Origin of the sequence: Bowmanella pacifica (assembly GCF_014645355.1) — a bacterium.
Classification (GTDB): Bacteria; Pseudomonadota; Gammaproteobacteria; order Enterobacterales; family Alteromonadaceae; genus Bowmanella; species Bowmanella pacifica.
In genome coordinates, this window is the sequence record NZ_BMLS01000001.1 from 1,085,422 (window position 1) to 1,105,182 (window position 19,761).

The window sequence follows — 19,761 nt, forward strand, 5'->3', positions numbered from 1 at the left end:
AACAGGCGCTCCTCGCGCCTGTTTTTTTAGCTAGGGGCTTGAGTTCTGGTCAGCCAACCTTATCTTGTCAATATTCAATGCAGACAGGATCCTTCCATGAGCGACACGCTTTTACCGGTATTTTCAGCCATTAAACCCAGCGACATTCAGCCACGGGTCGAACAAGCCATTGCCCATTGTAAGGCCGAGATCGAGCGCTTAGTTACCCAGTCAACTTTCACCTGGGACAACCTGGTGGCGCCGCTGGATGAAGCGGACGATAAGCTGAGCCGTTATTGGTCGCCGGTATCCCATATGAACTCGGTGGTCAGCAATGATGAACTGCGCGAAGCCCATGATGCCTGTTTGCCACTTTTGTCTGATTACGGCACTTGGGTAGGTCAGCATGAAGGTCTGTACCGTGCTTATAAAGCCATTCGTGAAGGCGAGGAGTATCCTCAATTAACGGACGCGCAGCGCAAAGTCATTGATAACGCCCTGCGCGACTTTGAGTTATCCGGCATCGCCTTGCCCAAGGACAAACAGCAACGTTTTGCCGAAATTCAAAGCCGTTTGTCTGATTTATCCAGCAAATTCAGCAATAACCTGATGGATGCCACCCTGGGTTGGACCAAACATATTCAAAACCAGGACGAGCTCGCTGGCCTACCAGAGTCTGCCTTGGAAGCGGCGGCGCAGGCGGCCAAACAAAAAGATCTGCAAGGCTGGTTATTCACCCTGGATATTCCCAGCTACTTGCCTGTGATGATGTATGCTGATAACCGCGAACTGCGTGAAGAAATGTATCAGGCCTACAGCACCCGCGCCTCTGACCAGGGCCCTAATGCAGGTAAATGGGACAACAGCGCCATTATGGAAGAAACCCTGACCCTGCGTCAGGAACTCGCACAGTTGCTGGGTTTTGACACTTATGCCAAGCGTTCGCTGGCGACCAAAATGGCCGAGTCCACCGAGCAGGTTATCGGCTTTTTGGACGACTTGGCCACACGCTCCAAGCCCCAGGCGCAGGCCGACCTGGCCGAATTACGCGAATTTGCTCAGGAAGCCTATGGTGTCAACCATCTGCAAGCCTGGGATCTGGCCTATTACAGCGAAAAGCTCAAAGAAGACAGATACGCCATATCCGATGAACAATTGCGCCCTTATTTCCCCGAGCACAAAGTGGTCAGCGGCTTGTTTGAAGTAGTCAAACGTTTGTACGGTCTGCGTATTGCAAAGCGCGATGGTGTGGATGTCTGGCATCAAGATGTGCGCTTCTTTGATATCTTCGACAAGAACGACGAACTGCGCGGTAGCTTCTATCTGGATCTTTATGCCCGCGCCCACAAGCGTGGCGGCGCCTGGATGGATGTTTGTTTAGACAGACGCATGCTGGATGGCGGCGAAGTGCAAAACCCAGTGGCTTACCTGACTTGTAACTTCAATGGTCCGGTGGGGGATAAACCAGCGCTCTTTACCCATGACGAAGTCGTCACCTTATTCCATGAGTTCGGCCATGGTATTCACCATATGCTGACCAAAGTGGCAGCCAGCGGCGTTGCCGGAATCAACGGTGTGCCCTGGGATGCGGTAGAGCTGCCCAGCCAGTTTCTGGAAAACTGGTGCTGGGAAGAACAAGCCCTGAGCTTTATCTCCGGTCACTATCAAAGCGGCGAGCCATTGCCCAAGGAATTGCTGGATAAAATGCTGGCAGCCCGTAACTTCCAGTCTGCCATGCAGATGGTCAGGCAGTTGGAGTTCAGCCTGTTTGACTTCCATTTACACCAAGATTATCAGCCGGGACAAAGTGGTCAGGTGCAACAGGTACTGGACCGAGTGCGTCAGCAGGTGTCTGTGGTGATCCCGCCCAGTTTTAATCGCTTCCAGCACAGTTTCGGCCATATTTTTGCCGGTGGCTATGCGGCAGGCTACTACAGCTACAAGTGGGCAGAAGTACTGTCAGCCGATGCCTTCTCGCGTTTTGAAGAGGAAGGTATTTTTAACCCACGCACCGGCGAAGACTTCCTCACTCATATTCTGGAAATGGGTGGTAGCAAAGAGCCGATGGAACTGTTCGTGGCGTTTCGTGGCCGTGAGCCACAAGTAGATGCCTTGCTACGCCACAGCGGTATTGGTGACTAATCAGTTAAACCTGGTTGGCAGCTTGCTGGTTATCCGGCCTAGCTGCCAACTGTATACAGCTTATTAGTTCAACGCCTGTTCCTATTACTAGAGGCCCATATGGAATTTCAAGGTGAAACTTTCGCGGCACTGTATCAGCGCGCCTGCGAGCGAAAAGGCGGAGAGCAAGCCCTTGAGGCTATGTTGGGCAAGCCTAAGTCCGCTGATGAACTTAGAACAGTCGGTGATGATCGCTTCTTAGCTGAATTCAGCAAAAAGATCTTTCAATCCGGCTTTGTCTGGCGCGTGGTGGAGCAAAAATGGCCGGCCTTTGAGGAGTGCTTCTTCGGCTTTGATATCGACAAAGTTCTGCTGATGCCTGATGAAATGCTGGAGCGTAAAGCCGCCAATCCCGAGATCATCCGTAACTTCAACAAAGTGAAAACCATTCGCGACAACGCCCTGATGATAGATGCCGTGCGTAAGCAGCATGGCAGTTTTGGTAACTTTGTCGCCGACTGGCCGGGGGAAGATATTATCGGCCTGTGGGAATATCTGAAAAAACACGGCGCGCGTTTGGGCGGTAATACCGGCCCATATGCCCTGCGTTTTATAGGTAAAGACACCTTCCTGCTCAGCCAGGATGTAGAAAGCTACCTGCGTGCACACAAGCTTATCGACGGCGGTCTCACCAGTAAACGTAACCTGGCGATTATTCAGAACTACTTTAATCAGTTAGCAAAGCAAAGCGGCCGTTCGCTGCAGGAGCTTAGCCGGATTATTGCTTTTGGTGTGGGGGATAACAATCTGATAAGTTGAGACTAAATTGCCATTCTCTTCGTTTCTGAGTAACTTAGAAAAATAAGGAGATACTATGAAAGCAATTTACTTAATCATTTTGTTAGTCTTCACAGCATCCTGTGCAAACAAACAATCTGGCACTACACCTCCCCCAAACAGCAATCTAATCACTACAAACATTGTATTACAGCCAATTAAGATCACTGAAGCCGATTCATTAGAAAAGGTTAAAAAAGAATGCACTGTAATTGACACGCTGAATCACTCTCTGAAATCAAACTCAGAAGATTATAACTTGAATTTCATCATCAGTGATGATGTAAGCAATCCGCTTAACAAGGAATGGACCGTTGATATCAAAATAACTGAACTGGTCTCGCATCAATGGAAATTTATGTCTGTCCGACCTAGTTCTGTCGCGACTTTTGAAATTAGTTTGCACCGGCAAGGGGAAAGTTCTCGCAACGTAGTAAAAACTATTGGGTCGGGAGTTGCATTAGGGGCTTGTGATAGATTGGAAAAAATTGCAACTGCTGCTGGTATATTTACTAATAAGTGGATTTCCAAGCAAATCTAAAAATATTTGTATGAAGGGAGTTGGACTTGGCAGACGTCGATTTTCAAATTAAACGTCAGTTAATTTCCCTCATGAAAATCCTAATCAGTCGAAAAATAGGGCTTAAATACACTGCCAGACTGGTGTATTTAAGCCAGTCTATTATAGATAGAGATCAATAATTTCCGTACTCCAGAGTTCTTCTTTGGAGTCTTGACCTTCTAATTCCATCTTTTTAGCATGCAAAAAAGCCGTCGCTTCTTCCCCTCCGATATCACCAATAGACTTCAAAGCCATAGCGCGGTCTGTCCACGTTTTTGCAGACTTGGCTAAATCTTTCAGCAGTACAAGTGATGCCTGATCTTTGAGTATCCCTAGAGAGGAAATAGCTGCCATTCTGACGTACTCATCGTCAGACTTGGTTAGGTCTCGTAAATAAGTTGCGGCCTTAATATTGTTACTAAAACCCAGCTCATAAACATCCAGATAACTGAGTTCCTTATTTGCCTGATTAGACAGCCTAGCAATTAAGGCCGAAACTTCATTGTCCGACAGTTTAGCTGAATATAGGTTTGCACTTAATTTTGCAGAAAACTCTTTAATCAACAGTTCCAAAGGTTCGTTAAGTGTAGGATTGATAATTTCATCAAATGACCAAACTGGTACTTTTCCTCTTTTGATGAAAACCGCAACTCTCTCCTTTTGACCATTATTGACAATGTCAGCACTGAGCATAGTTAAGGTGATGAATGGAGTATAAGCATTGGTACGATGGTTCTTCATCACAAGCTTGTTAATATTCACATCTGCAATTTCAGACTCTGCAAGCTTAATATCTATGCCTCTTGCTTGAATTTCTCTGATGGTGTGGTCTTTCACAAACTGGATGGAATCAAATTGTTTTCCATCAAGAACAAGATCAGCTTTGAGTACACCTGTTGAAAAAGAGGAAGCCGACTCACGCTTATCCGAAAATGACAGTTCTAAAGATGACTTAGCATTGAATACTTGATAAGGCATATTAGATTGGCTCGGACTTTTCACTACATAGCTGGATGGTGCACATCCAACGGACAACAGTACAAAAGCGGAAATCGACAGTATCTTATTTATTTTTATCATTATACTTCCCTGATGGTTTCAATTGGAAAAGAGACTATAACTTAACTATGTCACCTTTCAACGCGACACCTGCGACAAAAGTACCAGCTCCGCATTCAAACTGTTCGGAACTGGCGTATTCCTGATGCTTGTAGTTAGACTTAATGTTAACCACGGCATTCATACCTTCCTTCCTGGCTCTTTCCTGCAGCACTTTTAATGCTGACAACAAGACCCATTCACAGGCTTCTTTATCCGACTTGTTAAAGGCATTGGTTTTGCGACTGGTGGTCACTTCGCCCCAGGTTTCCTTAATGGCGTTGTGTTGCTGACCAGCAAAATACACAGGAACATCCAGCAACACCTCCTTGGCTTTACTTGAAGACAAGAAAGGTTCCAGGTCAAATCTGACTCTGTCATCTCTGGCTTGCGCGGCAAAAGAGCTGGTCAGAGCCGCTACAGCGGCGATATAGGCAATCGTTTTCATGATTATCTTCCTCTTTGATTTGTCCATAACACCTTGGCCAGGGCGATACCGGCATTAACCTGGTGTTGTTCTTCCAATAATGGGCTGGCGATATTCTCACTGTGGGTGAGGTCAGAGTATTTAATATAAGCCCCCAACCACCAGTCTTTATGTCGCCAGGTTAATCCCAGGGAGACACCAGTGCCCAGCAGTCCTGACTTTGCTTGAAAAGCAGGTCGATCGGCCAGGTTATATTGGGGGGCTACGTCGTAGTAGTAACCTTGGTGTCGTCTGTCGGCGTAACTGACAATTCCCTGCGCAGTCAGCGCAAGCCGGCCAGGTAATACCTCAGTCTGTAGTTGTTTTTCCCAGGTCAGGGCCATATCCCCCACCCAGCCAACATTCTGCAGTTTCCAATCTGAAATCGCCATAGCCTTATGCAAACGCCAGCTTAACTGCCATTCGGGATGAAACTGATATTCCAGCTGTGGCCCGGCTCTGCCAACCCAGCCAAGCTCAGGCATTCCTTGGCGCCGTTCAGCCTTTTTCACCGGCAGGGCTCCTGAAGCCGTCAAGGACAATCGCCAATCCGCACTTTGCAGCAAGGTGCCGGTGACAGCTTCCTTATCCAGGGTTAGACGCTTATCACGGTAATAGATATAGGGGAAAGGCAGCACAAACTTATAGTCTTCGGAGGAGCCAGCATATTTCGGCAATTGCCCGGCCACAGCACCAACACCTAGTTCCAGCACATAGTCAGACTCAGTGCTGTTTGCCGCAACTGCCATAAACATTAAGCAAGCAGTCAACAGCCTACCCATCAGTTGGCCCAGCGACGGAAAATCAGCGAAGTATTAATACCACCAAAGGCAAAGTTGTTAGACATCACCCATTCCACATCTATATTGCGTCCACCCTGGCGAATATAATCCAGCTCGGCGCAACGCGGGTCGATGTTGTCCAGATTAATGGTGGGAGCAAACCAACCTTTATTCATCATCTGGATACTGGCCCAGGCTTCAATACCGCCACAGGCACCCAGGGTATGGCCCAAATAGCTTTTCAGTGAACTGATAGGCACAGCGCGTCCCAGCGCCTGAAGGGTGGCCACAGATTCGGCAATATCCCCGGCTTCGGTGGCGGTGCCATGGCCGTTCACATAGCCAATTTGAGCTCCATCAATACCGGCGTCGTCCAAAGCCAGTTGCATCGCCCGGCACATGGTCTCGCTGGTTGGCTGAGTAACATGCAAACCATCTGAGTTGGTGCCAAAACCCACCAGTTCCGCATAAATGCTCGCGCCTCTGGCTTTGGCATGCTCTAACTCTTCCAGAATCAGGGTGCCGGCCCCTTCACCAATGACCAGGCCGTCACGTTGAGCGTCATAAGGACGGGGGGTTAGTTCCGGGCTGTCATTACGGGTACTGGTGGCATACAAAGTATCAAACACCGCCGCCTCACTGACACAGAGTTCTTCAGCACCGCCAGCGATCATAACTTTCTGCTTACCGTATTTAATCGCCTCAAACGCATAACCTATGCCTTGGGAGGCTGAGGTACAGGCAGAGCTGGTGGTAATCACCCGGCCCTTGGCGGCATAGTAAACTGCCAGATTTACCGCCGTGGTATGTGCCATCATTTGAAGGTAACTGGTGGCCGTCACACCGCTCATATCGCCACAAGACAGCAGGTTACCAAAAGCCGGAATAGCTGAGGTAGAGCCAGTGGACGAGCCATAGGCAATGCCAGTGCTACCGTCACTTAGCACCGCATCGCCGAGCAAACCTGCTTGTTGCAAGGCTTGTTCGGTGGCGGCGGTGGCCATAAGTGATACGCGCCCCATGGCGCGAATTTTCTTACGCTGAAAATGTGCCGGGCGGGAAAACTCAACGGGTGCCGCCAGCTTAGTGGCCAGCTCGCCCACCCTCTGCCAGTCGGGCATCAGCTTCACGGCATTACGTTCCAGGCGCAGTGCCTGTTCAAAACCTTGCCAGTCATTACCCAGTGCCGTAATGGCCGACATACCAGTGACAACCACACGCTTCATCAGCTTAATCCACCATCTACGGCAAACACCTGGCGGGTGATATAGCCGGCATCATCACTAAACAAAAAATTCACCATGGCTGCTACTTCGTCCACCTTGCCCATGCGGCGCAAGGGAATATGCTGCATCAACTGCTCCTGAGGTAAATCTGCAACCATTTCGGTTTCGATAAGTCCAGGCGCCACAGCGTTACAGGTAATCTTGCGTTTGGCTAGCTCCAGCGCCAGCGACTTAGTGGCACCAATTAACCCCGCCTTGGATGCACTGTAATTTACCTGACCACGGTTACCCAACAGCCCAGACACCGAAGTAACTGTCACAATGCGGCCACCTTGTCTGGCCTGTACCATAGGCATAATCAGGGGGTGCAGCACATTATAAAAACCGTCCAGGTTGGTACGCAGCACCAGATCCCAGTCATCGCCAGACATGGCCGGAAAGGCATTGTCGCGGGTAATGCCGGCATTACAGACCACACCATAGAAAGCCCCTTGTTCGGCCACTTCCGCTTCTAACACGCTGGCGGTCTGCTGCCGGTCACAGGCATCAAATTGCAGCAATCTGGGCGCGGGAGCAAAGGCCGCAATCTCGCTTTGTACGCTTTGCACCTTTGACAGACTGCCCCGGTAATGTAAGCACACCTCAAACCCGGCCTTGGCTAGCCTGATAGCAATAGCACCACCCAGACCACCGCTGGCACCGGTGACCAGTACTCGTTTATTCATTTGTTTTTCCACTGGCTTCTCTCACATACTGACTGGCATTCTCAGGCTGAAATACATTAATTTTGGCCTGGGCCAATACCATCCCTGCGGCTTCAATGCGGCAATCAAATACCCCCAAACCGGATGCCTCCCTGTGTAACTGCTCAACACTGACCAACAGCTCGGTGCCATTGGCAAAATGGCTATGCAGACACTCGTACTTACGGCTGCCCAATAAAAAACCCACGCTGATGGGTTCACCCGCATCCCTGGCCTGCGCACCGGCAAATGCCGCGATAGTCTGCGCCATATACTCCATTCCCACATGGGCAGGTACGCCATTTAGTGCTGAGTCGAAAAAATTAACCTGAGGGTGAATACAGACCCTGCACTTAGCATGCTGCTCATCATACGCGACCATGGCATCTATCAATACCATAGGGGGTCTGTGAGGAATAAGATCTTCTATCTGATACATCGGCTCACTCTCTTGCCAACAACAGTGCAACGTTACTGCCGCCGAAGGCAAACGAATTGGATAAACAATAGTTAAGCGATTCAACCTGTATGATGCTTTGCAGCAGATTGATGGGCGCCAGTGTCGGGTCGCTTAGCCCGTTATGCTGGTTGGCCGGCAACCAGGCTTCAGCTTGGTTCATTAGCAGCCAACAGATACCCGCTTCAATTGCCCCCGCCGCACCCAAGGTATGACCGGTAAGCGCCTTGGTTGAACTGCAAGGCACTTGTGAGCAAAGCCGATTAACCGCCTTTGATTCCATCTCATCATTAAGCGGTGTACCTGTGCCATGCAGATTCAAATAGCCCAATGAGGATGCCACTATCCCGGCCATATCCAACGCTTTGTGCATAGCCTGATAGGCACCTGTGCCTTCTGGGTGCGGGGCAGAGATATGGTAAGCGTCGGCACTTTCGCCAAAACCGGCCAGACGAATCCCGTTGTTGCCTTTTTGCATCACAAACAAGGCAGCCCCCTCACCGATATTGATACCGTCCCGTGCTTTGCCGAACGGCTGACACACTCCCGCGGATACCGATTCCAGCGCGGCAAAACCATTTAGCGTTAGCTTACATAAGCTGTCTACGCCGCCGGTAATCACCACATCTGCCATATCAGCGTCGAGCAGCAGCCGGGCACTAATCAAGGCTTTAGCTGACGATGAGCAAGCAGTGGAAATACAATACGCAGGGCCGGTGGCCCCACTCAGGCTGGCGATAAAGCTTGCCGGTGCATGCATTTCCTGGGTGGTATAGTGGTAAGTAGCGGGTAAACGCCCTTCTGCATCCAGTTGCGCCAGCGCCTGCTCACCTTCGGCAATACCAGAGGTGCTGGTACCCAAAATAACCGCCAATCGATGCGGCGCACAGTTCAGCTTTTTAATCACTTCGGCAATTTGCTGATATGCCGCGAAAGCTAGTTGGTTATTGCGGCTTTGATACTCTACAGGGAAGTCTGTCATATCGGGCAAGGGGGAATTTACCGCCCCTACCATCACCTGGCGTTGCGGCAAAAGATCCTGGCGTGCAGACAGAAACTGACCTCCCCTGAGGCAGTTACTCAGCACGTCCTGACCGTTATTGCCCAGCGCACAGACTATGCCCAGGCTGACTAAACTACTCATGCAGTTGCCATTGCTCCAAAAGCCGAATCTCTATTTGATACTTGTCGCGTAAATGTACGAAGCGGCGAATATTGCCTTCACTGGTTAATCGAAACAAGCTTTCGTCCGCTAGCTTTACCACCCGCTCTGCACCAGCCTGCTCAAGCCGGGCTTCACCCAGCAAGCCCTTACTCACCAATGACACTGGCCAGGCGGACAGCTGGTAATAAGCCAGGATTTTGCCAATATCAAAGCCCGGCATAGGCAGATTTTGCTGGATTTGGTACCCCTGCTGCGCATGCCAACTCAAATCAAACAAACTCACGCCACTTGGCGCCAGGCCGCTCATTTGCAGACTATGGCCATCATACTCGGTTTGTAGCAGCAGGCTGTGTGAACCTTCGGCCGAAGTGACCTGCAACTGCTCCAGTCGTCCTTCACCAATCAGATTATCGGGCGGCGGTTGCAGGACATAGTTGGTATTGTCGGTTAACACCACATGCCGGGTCACTTGTCCCGCACAAGCGCATAAAGCCAATACCAGAAGGATTATTAGGCTGCGCATATCTGGGCCAGGGTATTGAGACGCCGCTTGGCGTCAGATACAAAAGGATTTTTGCCATCCCAGGCGTAGCCAGCTAGCACCGAACAAACCATGCGCTTAATCCCAGGATCGGGGGCTGGGTAAAAAATGATGTCCTGCAATCGGGTGTCATACCACCCCCCAACAAATTCCTTAAAGCAACCGATACCACTTCGCAGCGGGTCGCTGAATTCGGTTTGCCAGTCCACCGGCTGTCCTGCCAGCTGTTTTACCACCAAGGGCACGGCCAAATTGGCGGATTGCAATGCAATGGTCACGCCCGAGGAAAACACCGGGTCAAGGAACTCGCCAGCATTGCCAAGCAAGGCATAGCCGTCACCAAACAGCTGTCTGACATTGGCGGAATAACCCATAATAGTGCGCAACGGCTGCACCACTTCGGCATCAATCAACAATTGGTGCAGCTCAGGCGTTTGCTTGATGAAATGCCACAGCATCGCCTCATCGTCCAAGTCTCCGGCCTGCTGATAATGTTGCTCAAGACCCACTACTCCTAAACTACTGGTGCCATCAGAAAAGGGGATCAACCAAAACCAGATATCCTGCTTTTGCGAATGCACGGTAATCAGAATCTTATTGCGATCAAAATGCGCTGGGGCATGATCGCGCACATGAGTAAAGACCGCCTTACGCACCGGAAAGTCCGACGGACTTTCAAGGTCAAGTAATCTTGGCAATACCCGGCCGAAACCGCTGGCATCCAAAACAAAACGGCAGCTCAGCTGATACTGTTGTTGCTCGTTTAAATCATCTACCGTCAGGGTCATTGCCCCGGCTTGGCCACATACGTCCAGCAACTGGTGCCGATATCGAATCTGGGCACCTTTGTTGGCAGCACCATCAGCCAGCAACTTGTCAAACTCAGCACGTTTTACCTGAAAGGTGGTGCCCGGACCTTCGGAATATTTGTCACTGAAATCGAACACTGTGTATTGGCCGTCTTTCAAAAAGGCCGCGCCGTTTTTTAACTGAAAACCATGCTGATTAACTGCCTCTACCAATCCGGCCTTATCCAAAAAGGCCATGCTTTGTGGCAATAAGCTCTCACCTATGGAGAAACGCGGAAACTGTTCTTTTTCCAGCACAATGACCGACAGCCCCTGGTCTACCAACATTGCCGCTGCACAAGCGCCGGCTGGCCCCGCTCCAATTACCACGACATCACAAAGGTTCATTTATATTCCTTATCCAGGCTGCTGGTAACAGCCGACAAACCAGCCAGCCCAGGCTGAGCCCGACCAGCAACGTAAAACCAAATTGATAGATGGCCGGTGTCTGACTGAACACCATCATGCCAAATGCCAGCATGGAGGTTAGTGACGACATCAACAGCGCTTGCCTGACGTGACCGCTGTCCCCATGCTCAGTAATAAATACCAGGTAATCCACCAGCAAGGCGACTATCAGGACGCAGGCCAGTAAATTAAACAAGCTGGCATAGCCTAACCACCACTGCCCAATAATAAGCGCATTGCCGGTCACCAATGCACAGATGCCAACCATTAGTGCACCTCTTTTGACGCCATAACGCCAGGACAGCAATAGCCCCATACACAGCAAGGCCGCCAGCAAAAATTCCATCAGATACAGGCGTAACTGCTTAAGTGACGCGCTAATCAGTGCGGGTTCATCATGCAATTGCAGCGGGAAATCCAGTCTCTGATTGACCGCCTCAAGTTGCTGCTTATCCAATGACCCGGCAAAGCGCAGTACCCCTGTCCAATGATGGCCGTTATGCAACACCGGGGGGTAAGCGCGGCGCAGCGCTTCGGGTAACAAGGCCAGGGTCAGCACAGCATCCGGGGCATCCAGTAATTGCTGCAATGCGCCTTCCTGCCAGTATGAAGAGATATCATCAAGCTGCCCCTGCACCAGGCCTTCACGCAGCCAACTGGCATTTTGACTTTGTTGGGCCATGGAAGGCAGCCATTGGTCCAGCCCACTCAGTGCCTGAGGATCCAACCCCACCGCACTGAAGGCATGACGGATGGCGGCAAAACGTTGCAACAACTGCTCCTCATTGTCAGCTTCAACACTGAGTAATCGCGGGTATTGCGTATAACCACTCAGACTCGCAACCTGCTGCTCGTTTTGCAAAAGCCAAGCTGGTGAACTGTTAAATAAACGCACATCATCAGCAAAACGCAGTTGCCAAGCTCCGCTTATCGCGGCCAGTAGCATCAGCGCCAGCAATGACCGACAGGCAAGTGCTGAGCCGGGTTTGCTCTTTGCGGCTTGAGGTGGGAAGTGAAGAGGTAGCCAGGCCAGCAGCAACAAGGCCGTAAGCAGAGCAAACGCCAACCCGGCCGCCACAAAGACGCCAACTTGTTTAAGCAAGTCGATGGGCAATAGTGTCAGCAGTAAATAGCTAATGGCCGTGGTTACGGCACTGGTTAACAATGCCGGGGTAAGGTGCTTGACCAGGGCGCGTCCCCGCTCCCCGGTGTAGCGGGCCAAGCACAACAAATGATAGGCATAGTCCACCGCGATCCCTATCAGGCTTACGGCAAACACCAGGGCTAAAAGCTGAACCTGCTGAAAAACCAGCAACAGCGCTGCAAACCCTGCCAGCAGCGAGCTGCCAATCAAAACAGTTGTGAGCAACAACGGCTTGATGCGACGAAACATCAGCAGCGTTAGCAGCACTACACCCAGCAATGACATGCCACCGAATAGCTGCATTTCAAAACTGGCGCGACTGCTTGCCACAGCAGTATGAAACAGCATGCCACTGCGCAGCACCTGGGTATCAGCAGGCAAGCTAGTTAGCAACACGTCTAGTTGCTCCACTAACCACGGAGCTTGTTTTACGTTTAGTGCCTGCTCGTCCAGTTGCAGAAACAGGCCGTAATATCGCTGCTCACCTTGCAGGTACCAGTATTCACCGTCCTGGCGCCACTTTCCCTGCACCCGGGGAAACCAGTCGACTAGATTCAATAAAGGGGCAGAGCCAATAGTCAGTCCCACCAGAGGGTTACCTGGCTGACTTAACACAGTGAAATAACGCTCGACTATGTAATCGTAGTTATCATTAAGCCGGGCATGCTCTGCCTCAGCGGAAAGTAACGACAAAGGAAAGCGGCCAAAAACATTCACCAAGGTGGCGATATCCAACCCTTTGGATGGGTCCGTTGCACTGCCGCTAACCCCTTCCAACCCGGCGATTTTGTCCCGGAGTATGGGTAACGCCCTGGTCAGGGTCTGACTGTCGCTGTGACTGAGCAATAACAGTGCCTGTTGCTGATACTGACCGGCCACCTGCTGCATCAGGGGATCAACACTGCCAGATGGCAGCAACTGTCTGAGATCAGCGCGAAACTCAGTGCGTGGCAGTGTCAGGCTCAGGCTTACCAGCATCAGCAGTAAAACCACTCCCCAGCACATTGGCCAGCGCCAATTGTTCACTGCAAGGGCTCCGGCTCAGATTCAGGCATAGGTGCCAAGACGATACGGGCCTGGGTGCCGTTGGTTTCAAATAATCGAATCTGCTGCTGGGTGTCAGACAAGCGGCAAAGTTCAAACTGGCTGAACAAATCGCGCAAAAACGGCTGTTTGGGTGTCATAGTGACGCACTCTTGCTGCCAGGTCAGATCAAACACCTCTTGCCAGCTCTGTACATCACCGCTAAACAAAATCAGTAGCACCTGCGAAACCTGGCCATCACTGGTCAGCACCTGCGGGTTTCCTTGCGCATCCTCTTCCGCCACCCCTTGTTCGTCGATCAGCAGCTTATTATTCAGTGGCGCTTGGGTATGCCAAATCAGCTGTTTTCTGTCAGGATCGTAAGCAAACAACCCACGTGAAACAAAAGGACGTTTAAGCTGGGGCAACTGTTTTTCCTGCACAAAGGTGCCTTGCTGCAACGCTCCCAGCCATGTCGGTGCATCCTGAGGTTCGGCATTTAGTGAAAACGCAGCCAGCATCAGCAGTATTATGGATTTCATAAGGCCGCCAACTTATCCAACAGCACTTGTGGGCTGGCAAACTGCATCTCGCCGCTTTGCTTACATACCGCGACTTGAATAGTCGATGCTTTGGTCAGCTTCTTACCTGTAGCTTCATCACGAATCAGATAGGCAATCTTCAATCTGTTCTCATACTCAAGCAGATTTGCCTCAATGCGTATCTTATCTGTCATGCGGGCGGAACCCACGTACTTAATGTGCATGTCAACAATGGGCCAGACATAACCCGATGCTTCCATATCCGGATAGTCATAATTGAACTTACGTAACAGTTCACATCTGGCCAGTTCCAGATACTTTACGTAGTGCCCATGCCACACCACGTGCATGGCATCTACGTCGAAAAAGGGTACCTCGACCACCAGACTGGCACTTGGAAGACTATGCATACAATGTCCATGTTTGTTGCTGAATTTGAGTTATCAGGTCGCGAAGTTCATGCTCCAGCGGCCTGTCCTCAGTCAGTAGTGGGAACTGTGCGCCTATGGCATCGGCAAATTGGCGCACCGAGCTGGTTAGGGTCGTGTCGTCTAATTGCCCTTGAGCCTGACGTAACTTAAGCCCCTGCCAACTGGCCAGTAACACCGCAGCAGCCACTTGCTCGGTAAGCTGCAACACACGTAAACAGTCTCTGGCAGCAATAGTCCCCATACTAACCTTATCCTGATTGTGGCATTCAGTTGAACGTGAAAACACACTGGCTGGCATGGTTTGCTTTAAGGCCTCGGCGGTCCAGGCCGACACGCCAATCTGCACCGCTTTAAAGCCATGGTTAATGCTGGCCCGCTCGCCACTTGCCCCTGACAGGTTAGCTGGCAAGCCGTTGTTAAACTTAGTGTCCATCAACAAGGCCATTTGCCTGTCCATTAAATCGGCCAGGTTAGCCACACAGTTTTTCAGGGTATCCATGGCCAGGGCAATGTGGCCACCGTAGAAATGCCCGCCATGCAGCACATGCTCGCCTATCCCATCTATGATGGGATTGTCATTGGCGCTGTTCAGTTCATTTTCAATCAGGCCGCGAAGCCAGGGCAAGGTATCTTCCAACACGCCGATCACATGGGGCGCACAGCGGATGGAGTATCTGTCCTGCAAGCGCTTGGAATTGCGCGGATGCTCATGGTGATTGAGATCTTCACGAATACGCTGTGCTACCCGGTTCTGCCCCTGATGAGGCTTTACGCTAAACAAGATATCGTCGAAATGGTGGCTATTGCCTTTCAAAGCCAGACAACAGATGGCCGTAATACGGCTGCTCAGTTCGCTTAGGTAACTGGCGCGCTGAAAAGCAAGGCAGGCCAGGCCGGTCATCACCGCTGTGCCGTTCATAATGGCCAGGCCTTCTTTGGGGCGTAAGGTCAGCTTATTTAGGCCCGCCGCCTTGAGCGCTTGTTCGGCGTCTTGCAGCTCACCTTGCCACATTACCTTGCGCTCACCACAGAGCGTAGCCGCCAGATAAGACAGGGGGGTCAGGTCGCCACTGGCTCCCACCGAGCCTTCCTGTGGGATCTGTGGCACGATATCCAAATTAATAAAGGCGCTCAGTTGCCTAAGCAAAGCCCAGCTCACGCCCGAATAGCCCTGGGTTAACGAACAAAGGCGTGCCGCCATAATGGCGCGTCCTTGCTGCACAGAGAAATACTCCCCCAACCCACAACCGTGAAAACGGGTTAAATGCAGCGGCAACTCCGCGGCCAGATGAGAAGGAATACCGACAGTACAGGAGTCACCGTAACCTGTGGTTACCCCATAAATTTCGCCGTCTTCGCGAAGCAATTTATCCAAAAAGGCCACGCCGGCATCAATACGCTGGCAAAACCCGGCATCCTCACTTAATTCGACACCGGCGCCAGCGGCAATAGCGACCACCTGTTCAATACTGATACGCTCTGCACCGAACACCACTTGTGCTGCTTGTTTACTCATTTGCCGGATTGCCCCTTGTCCTGTGGCGATAACTGCCAGAAATCAAAAAAATTAAACCATTGCATGGGATATAGCTTCGCTACCTCGGCCAGACGCTGTGCGTAACGACCACACCAGAATACCAGTTGCTGCTGACGTTCTTTTCGCACCAGCGCCAACTTAGGTTCGGCAAAGTCTTCAAAAATGATTCTAAAACCTTCGCCATCACGCATACAGAAAAGCTGCAGCACTGGGCATTCCAGTAAACTGGCGAGTATCACTGGCCCCTGAGAGAACGCCGCAGGTTCGCCCAGAAAAGGCACATTACAGGTACGACCGGGATTATCGACTGGGGTGCGATCCCCCATAATCACTACGAACTCACCTTGCTCCACTCGCTCTTTGAGCATGATAGCGATGTCCGGCCCCAGTTGGGTGACCTGAATCAAGTTAAGCTCTACATCCTGATTCAGCGACTTTAGCAATTGGTTGAAAAACGGTGCGTGTGCAGTAAAGACTAAGACGTTAATGCGCACCGGATACTGGCTTTGCCCTAATGCACGACACACTTCCAGGTTGCCCAGATGCGAGCCGATAAACACGGCCCCTTGTTTTTGCGCCAGTAATCGTTCGAAACGGTCATAGCCTTCATAGCTGACCTGTTCGATACGGATGTTTCCCATCCATACGTCAATCTTATCCAGAATGGCCTGAGCAAAACTCAGAAAGTGCTTAAAACTCGCCCAGTTGCCGGGGTAGCTTGTTAACGCCGGGCTACCTTGCTGATACACCCGCCGCAGGAAGGCTTTGGAAGCCCGCCGAGCCTGACCGCCGGTGATAAAAAAATACAAAATAACCGGATAAACCACCAGGCTTAACACGCCGCGTCCAGCCAATCGGTACAGCCACAAACAGAATGCCAGCCCCCAGGCGCTGCCTCGTTCCTTGTGTTGATACCAGGGAGTGCGGGTCATAACGAGTACTTCCTGGCCAGTAACACCGGCAGTCGCACCAACATGCCGAAAAACAGCCGGGTGTGCAGCCAGGAAATCCGCACATTGTCTTTAAACGGCTGGAAATGCGACAACCCATCTTGAGGGTAATGCACAGGCGTGACAACAAAGTAGCTGGGTGTACCTAGCCAATAAAGCCGTACCAGAATCTCAATATCGAAATCCATACGTTTACCCAGGCGCTGTTTTCCCATCAGGCTTTGGCAAGCAGTCAGTGGATAAACCCGTAAGCCACACATGGCATCCTCAATAGCAAAAGACAGGGTTTCCACCCACACCCAAAAATGCGTGATGTAACGACCGTACTTACGCCCTTTGGGAATGCTGTCGTCATACTCGGGTTTGCCGCTTATAACCGCATTTGGATACTGTCTGGCTTTAGCCAGCAGTTCAGGGATGCTGGCCAGGTCGTGCTGGCCATCCGCGTCAACTTGCAGGGCATGGGTATAGCCCTGTCTAATCGCTTCTTGCATACCGGACATCACCGCGCCGCCTTTGCCCTGATTGTGCTCATGGCGCACCAGCGTAATGCGACTGTCCTGCGCCAACGCCCGCATGGCGGCTGACGCTTCTGGTCCACTGGCGTCATCCACCAGTATCACGGGCAGATGCAGGGCAAACAGCCGTTCGGTAATAGTCCCCAGCTTGGTATGGTGGTTATAGGAAGGGATCAGGGCACAGAGTTTCAAGCCGACACCTTAAACAAAATCCGCCCTGAAGCATGTTGCCCCTGGCTGGATTGATAGCTGAACAGACACTTGTCTGTGCTCTTACGTTGCAAGGCCAACTCAACCTGCATATTGGGCAACAGCAGCTGTTGGAACTTGAGTACTTCCAATTGCGCTACTGGCCAGTTTTGGGGGATGTGCAGATACTGGCGGGAAAATGCCACCGCCCAATCCACTTGCACTACGCCAGGCAACACCGGCATATCGGGAAAATGCCCTTGAAAATAATAGAGCTCAGGTTGCAGTCTTAACTGCAGGATGCAGCTGGAGTCACTACATTGTTGGCTGAGAATCTCGGGTAATATCGTCATTCAAATAGTTCCATCAGCGCCTGCTGGGTTATTTTTCCCTGGTTATTCATCGGCATCGTCGACACAAACCGCCACTTACGTGGGATCAACACCGCCTCATAATAACCCGCCAGATACGCTTTAAACGTGGCAATAAGTGCCAGGCGGTCATGCACTCCGGCTACTTGTACCACTGCTGCCAATTGCTCACGCACCCCCGGTAACAACAGGGTTTTCACTTGTTGGCACAAGGGGTGGCATAGCAAAGTCTTTTCCAATTCATCCAAGCTAAGGCGCTTTTCCTCCAGTTTGACTATCCGGTCCAATCGGCCAAGCAGGGCAAAACACTGATGGCTGGTTAGCCGCACTTTGTCATCCGTTGCCGTCCACTGCAAGGGATCTACCCAAGGGGATTTAAGCATCAGGCGACTATCCTCATCGATGGCAATCTCGATACCTGGCAGCGGCTGCCAGTCTGTCTGCGGAAACTGACGCCAGGCAATGCCCCCGGTTTCAGTGCTACCGTATACCTCAATAGGCGGGCGCTGCTGATTGGCATAGACATGGCTTGCCACCTCAGGCCCTAAAGGTCCGCCCGAACTGATTGTTAGAGCGGGCTGCGCACCTTTGATACACCACTGCTCACTTAACACTACCCGGTTTAAATAGGCAGGGCTGGAGACAAATAGCAGGGCTGGCTCTTCTTCCAGCAATTGCTCAAGCTGCTCTGGAAACTGAATCAAAGGGGCATGTACAGGCAAACGACAGCGAAGAGGTAGCAGCAACTTAAACAGTAAGCCATAAATATGCAGATGGCTGACACTGGCGGCCACCTTTGCAAAGCTTGTCACCGGCCACAGATCCGCTTGTGCTTCTACCTCCTGCCAAAGCTGGCCAAAGGTCTTATTTATTTGTTTGGGCTCACCACTACTGCCAGAAGTAAAAAACGCTATGGTGCTGTGCATACCAACACAAAGCCCAGCTCTCACACTTGCTTGCGTAAAAGATGGCCCCTGCCAACAAGGAATATCGGTCAAAAGCTCGGGCAGAATGGCAATGTCAAACTGCCCAGTGAGTTCGCGCAAGCGCTGCGGCTGACCATTTGCGGTCAACACCAAACTTTTACCCGCGCCTAGCAGCGCCAGAAACAGTAGGCTGAATCGTTCAAAGTCGGGCTCATATAATAGCCAAGTTTGCTGGGGAGCGGACTCGAACTGGGCTGTCAGTGCCGAAATCTGCCCATGCCAGTGGGCAGATTGCTCCGCACTGGTCTGCAACAGGCCGCTAAGCTCTGCGAGGGGGAAATTCACACTACTGACCATGCGCCTGCTTTACCTTACGTCGCACCAGATACTCACCTGCACCGAGCATCCCCATCAAACAATAGGCCAGAAAGCCATTGTAGAAAGTCCATACAGATAAGGATGAAAACAGACTGGTATACAATGCCACACTGCCATTCAACAGGAAGAAAATACACCACAGCTTGGTAACCTTACGGGTATAGGTGATGGCATGAGCGGGAAGATCAGGTTCTTTCAGTCTGGCCAATCGCTCAACCACCGGCGGTGGAAAGTACAACGAGCTTGTGAACCACACCAACAAAGCCAGATTCACCAGTACAGGATAGAGCCGCATGCCTAAATCCGAATCAGACAGAATGCTCTGACCAAAGAGTAAACTCAGCGCGCAGATACCAGTCCACAACCAACCACCCTTGATATGCCGACGCAATCCCCACAAACGCCATATAGCAAGGGGAAGTAAACACAGCGCAACCCAAATGGCTGAGCTGAATTGCATACCGGCATACAAAATAAACGGGTACAGAAATAACAGCAGGGTCAGTACCCAATTCACGG

At 51.2% G+C, this 19,761-nt stretch carries 21 protein-coding genes; 3 read left to right on the top strand and 18 right to left on the bottom strand.

Translation table 11 applies throughout. The features are described from left to right. The first annotated feature begins 96 nt into the window (after window positions 1–96). The 3 genes from prlC to IEX02_RS04380 all read left to right on the top strand — a co-directional run bounded on the left by prlC (window position 97) and on the right by IEX02_RS04380 (window position 3,478). Complete coding sequence (gene prlC / locus IEX02_RS04370; RefSeq protein ID WP_188690787.1) at window positions 97–2,121, top strand: oligopeptidase A; 2,025 nt, start codon at window positions 97–99, stop codon at window positions 2,119–2,121. Between the two features lie 99 nt (window positions 2,122–2,220). Then, window positions 2,221–2,919 (top strand): DNA-3-methyladenine glycosylase I, encoded by a 699-nt coding sequence (locus IEX02_RS04375; protein WP_188690790.1) that lies wholly within the window; start codon window positions 2,221–2,223, stop codon window positions 2,917–2,919. Window positions 2,920–2,974: 55 nt separating this feature from the next. Next, window positions 2,975–3,478 carry a hypothetical protein gene (locus IEX02_RS04380; protein WP_188690793.1) on the top strand — a complete coding sequence of 168 codons (504 nt, stop codon included), beginning with the start codon at window positions 2,975–2,977 and terminating at the stop codon, window positions 3,476–3,478. A gap of 141 nt (window positions 3,479–3,619) precedes the next feature. Here the strand turns inward: IEX02_RS04380 and IEX02_RS04385 are convergent, their stop codons facing one another. Genes IEX02_RS04385 through IEX02_RS04470 form a run of 18 tightly spaced genes read right to left on the bottom strand, consistent with a single transcriptional unit; the run spans window position 3,620 to window position 19,759 of the window. After that, window positions 3,620–4,579 (bottom strand): HEAT repeat domain-containing protein, encoded by a 960-nt coding sequence (locus IEX02_RS04385; RefSeq protein WP_188690796.1) that lies wholly within the window; start codon window positions 4,577–4,579, stop codon window positions 3,620–3,622. Between the two features lie 34 nt (window positions 4,580–4,613). Then, complete coding sequence (locus tag IEX02_RS04390; RefSeq protein ID WP_188690800.1) at window positions 4,614–5,045, bottom strand: excinuclease ABC subunit A; 432 nt, start codon at window positions 5,043–5,045, stop codon at window positions 4,614–4,616. 2 nt (window positions 5,046–5,047) lie between these two features. Beyond that, entirely contained in the window at window positions 5,048–5,818 is a 771-nt protein-coding gene (locus IEX02_RS04395; RefSeq protein ID WP_188690803.1) for a MipA/OmpV family protein, read from the bottom strand. A gap of 26 nt (window positions 5,819–5,844) precedes the next feature. Beyond that, window positions 5,845–7,071 carry a beta-ketoacyl-ACP synthase gene (locus IEX02_RS04400; RefSeq protein ID WP_188690806.1) on the bottom strand — a complete coding sequence of 409 codons (1,227 nt, stop codon included), beginning with the start codon at window positions 7,069–7,071 and terminating at the stop codon, window positions 5,845–5,847. Next, the gene (locus IEX02_RS04405; RefSeq protein ID WP_188690809.1) at window positions 7,071–7,796 is read right to left on the bottom strand and encodes a 3-ketoacyl-ACP reductase FabG2; all 726 of its coding nucleotides are present in this window, start codon (window positions 7,794–7,796) and stop codon (window positions 7,071–7,073) included. The genes IEX02_RS04400 and IEX02_RS04405 overlap by 1 nt, the downstream gene beginning before the upstream one ends. Continuing rightward, the gene (locus IEX02_RS04410; RefSeq protein ID WP_188690813.1) at window positions 7,789–8,253 is read right to left on the bottom strand and encodes a hotdog family protein; all 465 of its coding nucleotides are present in this window, start codon (window positions 8,251–8,253) and stop codon (window positions 7,789–7,791) included. The genes IEX02_RS04405 and IEX02_RS04410 overlap by 8 nt, the downstream gene beginning before the upstream one ends. 4 nt (window positions 8,254–8,257) lie before the next feature. Further along, a complete protein-coding gene (locus tag IEX02_RS04415; RefSeq protein ID WP_188690816.1) occupies window positions 8,258–9,415 on the bottom strand; it encodes a beta-ketoacyl-ACP synthase in 1,158 nt (385 codons plus the stop codon). Then, the gene (locus tag IEX02_RS04420) at window positions 9,408–9,959 is read right to left on the bottom strand and encodes a DUF3261 domain-containing protein (RefSeq protein ID WP_188690819.1); all 552 of its coding nucleotides are present in this window, start codon (window positions 9,957–9,959) and stop codon (window positions 9,408–9,410) included. The genes IEX02_RS04415 and IEX02_RS04420 overlap by 8 nt, the downstream gene beginning before the upstream one ends. Then, window positions 9,947–11,173, bottom strand: coding sequence for an NAD(P)/FAD-dependent oxidoreductase (locus IEX02_RS04425; RefSeq protein WP_188690823.1), 1,227 nt, complete (start codon window positions 11,171–11,173; stop codon window positions 9,947–9,949). Before IEX02_RS04425 ends, IEX02_RS04420 begins: the two co-directional genes overlap by 13 nt. Then, window positions 11,160–13,403: an MMPL family transporter gene (locus tag IEX02_RS04430; protein ID WP_188690827.1), complete on the bottom strand. Its 2,244-nt coding sequence runs from the start codon at window positions 13,401–13,403 to the stop codon at window positions 11,160–11,162. Before IEX02_RS04430 ends, IEX02_RS04425 begins: the two co-directional genes overlap by 14 nt. Further along, a complete protein-coding gene (locus IEX02_RS04435; RefSeq protein WP_188690829.1) occupies window positions 13,400–13,942 on the bottom strand; it encodes a LolA family protein in 543 nt (180 codons plus the stop codon). The genes IEX02_RS04430 and IEX02_RS04435 overlap by 4 nt, the downstream gene beginning before the upstream one ends. After that, the gene (locus tag IEX02_RS04440; protein ID WP_188690832.1) at window positions 13,939–14,352 is read right to left on the bottom strand and encodes an acyl-CoA thioesterase; all 414 of its coding nucleotides are present in this window, start codon (window positions 14,350–14,352) and stop codon (window positions 13,939–13,941) included. Before IEX02_RS04440 ends, IEX02_RS04435 begins: the two co-directional genes overlap by 4 nt. After that, complete coding sequence (locus IEX02_RS04445) at window positions 14,345–15,889, bottom strand: HAL/PAL/TAL family ammonia-lyase (protein ID WP_188690835.1); 1,545 nt, start codon at window positions 15,887–15,889, stop codon at window positions 14,345–14,347. The genes IEX02_RS04440 and IEX02_RS04445 overlap by 8 nt, the downstream gene beginning before the upstream one ends. After that, on the bottom strand, window positions 15,886–16,842 hold the full coding sequence (locus IEX02_RS04450; RefSeq protein WP_188690838.1) for a lysophospholipid acyltransferase family protein: 957 nt from the start codon (window positions 16,840–16,842) through the stop codon (window positions 15,886–15,888). Before IEX02_RS04450 ends, IEX02_RS04445 begins: the two co-directional genes overlap by 4 nt. Then, the gene (locus IEX02_RS04455) at window positions 16,839–17,570 is read right to left on the bottom strand and encodes a glycosyltransferase family 2 protein (protein WP_188690840.1); all 732 of its coding nucleotides are present in this window, start codon (window positions 17,568–17,570) and stop codon (window positions 16,839–16,841) included. The genes IEX02_RS04450 and IEX02_RS04455 overlap by 4 nt, the downstream gene beginning before the upstream one ends. Next, entirely contained in the window at window positions 17,567–17,920 is a 354-nt protein-coding gene (locus IEX02_RS04460) for an ApeI family dehydratase (protein WP_188690844.1), read from the bottom strand. Before IEX02_RS04460 ends, IEX02_RS04455 begins: the two co-directional genes overlap by 4 nt. Further along, on the bottom strand, window positions 17,917–19,221 hold the full coding sequence (locus tag IEX02_RS04465) for an AMP-binding protein (RefSeq protein ID WP_188690847.1): 1,305 nt from the start codon (window positions 19,219–19,221) through the stop codon (window positions 17,917–17,919). Before IEX02_RS04465 ends, IEX02_RS04460 begins: the two co-directional genes overlap by 4 nt. Further along, on the bottom strand, window positions 19,211–19,759 hold the full coding sequence (locus tag IEX02_RS04470) for a COG4648 family protein (protein WP_229702051.1): 549 nt from the start codon (window positions 19,757–19,759) through the stop codon (window positions 19,211–19,213). Before IEX02_RS04470 ends, IEX02_RS04465 begins: the two co-directional genes overlap by 11 nt. Between the last annotated feature and the right edge of the window lie 2 nt (window positions 19,760–19,761).

Coding starts and splice junctions, on each gene's coding strand:
- prlC (WP_188690787.1), top strand. CDS start 97: ATGAGCGACACGCTTTTACCGGTATTTTCAGCCATTAAACCCAGCGAC.
- IEX02_RS04375 (WP_188690790.1), top strand. CDS start 2,221: ATGGAATTTCAAGGTGAAACTTTCGCGGCACTGTATCAGCGCGCCTGC.
- IEX02_RS04380 (WP_188690793.1), top strand. CDS start 2,975: ATGAAAGCAATTTACTTAATCATTTTGTTAGTCTTCACAGCATCCTGT.
- IEX02_RS04385 (WP_188690796.1), bottom strand. CDS start 4,579: ATGATAAAAATAAATAAGATACTGTCGATTTCCGCTTTTGTACTGTTG.
- IEX02_RS04390 (WP_188690800.1), bottom strand. CDS start 5,045: ATGAAAACGATTGCCTATATCGCCGCTGTAGCGGCTCTGACCAGCTCT.
- IEX02_RS04395 (WP_188690803.1), bottom strand. CDS start 5,818: ATGTTTATGGCAGTTGCGGCAAACAGCACTGAGTCTGACTATGTGCTG.
- IEX02_RS04400 (WP_188690806.1), bottom strand. CDS start 7,071: ATGAAGCGTGTGGTTGTCACTGGTATGTCGGCCATTACGGCACTGGGT.
- IEX02_RS04405 (WP_188690809.1), bottom strand. CDS start 7,796: ATGAATAAACGAGTACTGGTCACCGGTGCCAGCGGTGGTCTGGGTGGT.
- IEX02_RS04410 (WP_188690813.1), bottom strand. CDS start 8,253: ATGTATCAGATAGAAGATCTTATTCCTCACAGACCCCCTATGGTATTG.
- IEX02_RS04415 (WP_188690816.1), bottom strand. CDS start 9,415: ATGAGTAGTTTAGTCAGCCTGGGCATAGTCTGTGCGCTGGGCAATAAC.
- IEX02_RS04420 (WP_188690819.1), bottom strand. CDS start 9,959: ATGCGCAGCCTAATAATCCTTCTGGTATTGGCTTTATGCGCTTGTGCG.
- IEX02_RS04425 (WP_188690823.1), bottom strand. CDS start 11,173: ATGAACCTTTGTGATGTCGTGGTAATTGGAGCGGGGCCAGCCGGCGCT.
- IEX02_RS04435 (WP_188690829.1), bottom strand. CDS start 13,942: ATGAAATCCATAATACTGCTGATGCTGGCTGCGTTTTCACTAAATGCC.
- IEX02_RS04440 (WP_188690832.1), bottom strand. CDS start 14,352: ATGCATAGTCTTCCAAGTGCCAGTCTGGTGGTCGAGGTACCCTTTTTC.
- IEX02_RS04445 (WP_188690835.1), bottom strand. CDS start 15,889: ATGAGTAAACAAGCAGCACAAGTGGTGTTCGGTGCAGAGCGTATCAGT.
- IEX02_RS04450 (WP_188690838.1), bottom strand. CDS start 16,842: ATGACCCGCACTCCCTGGTATCAACACAAGGAACGAGGCAGCGCCTGG.
- IEX02_RS04460 (WP_188690844.1), bottom strand. CDS start 17,920: ATGACGATATTACCCGAGATTCTCAGCCAACAATGTAGTGACTCCAGC.
- IEX02_RS04465 (WP_188690847.1), bottom strand. CDS start 19,221: ATGGTCAGTAGTGTGAATTTCCCCCTCGCAGAGCTTAGCGGCCTGTTG.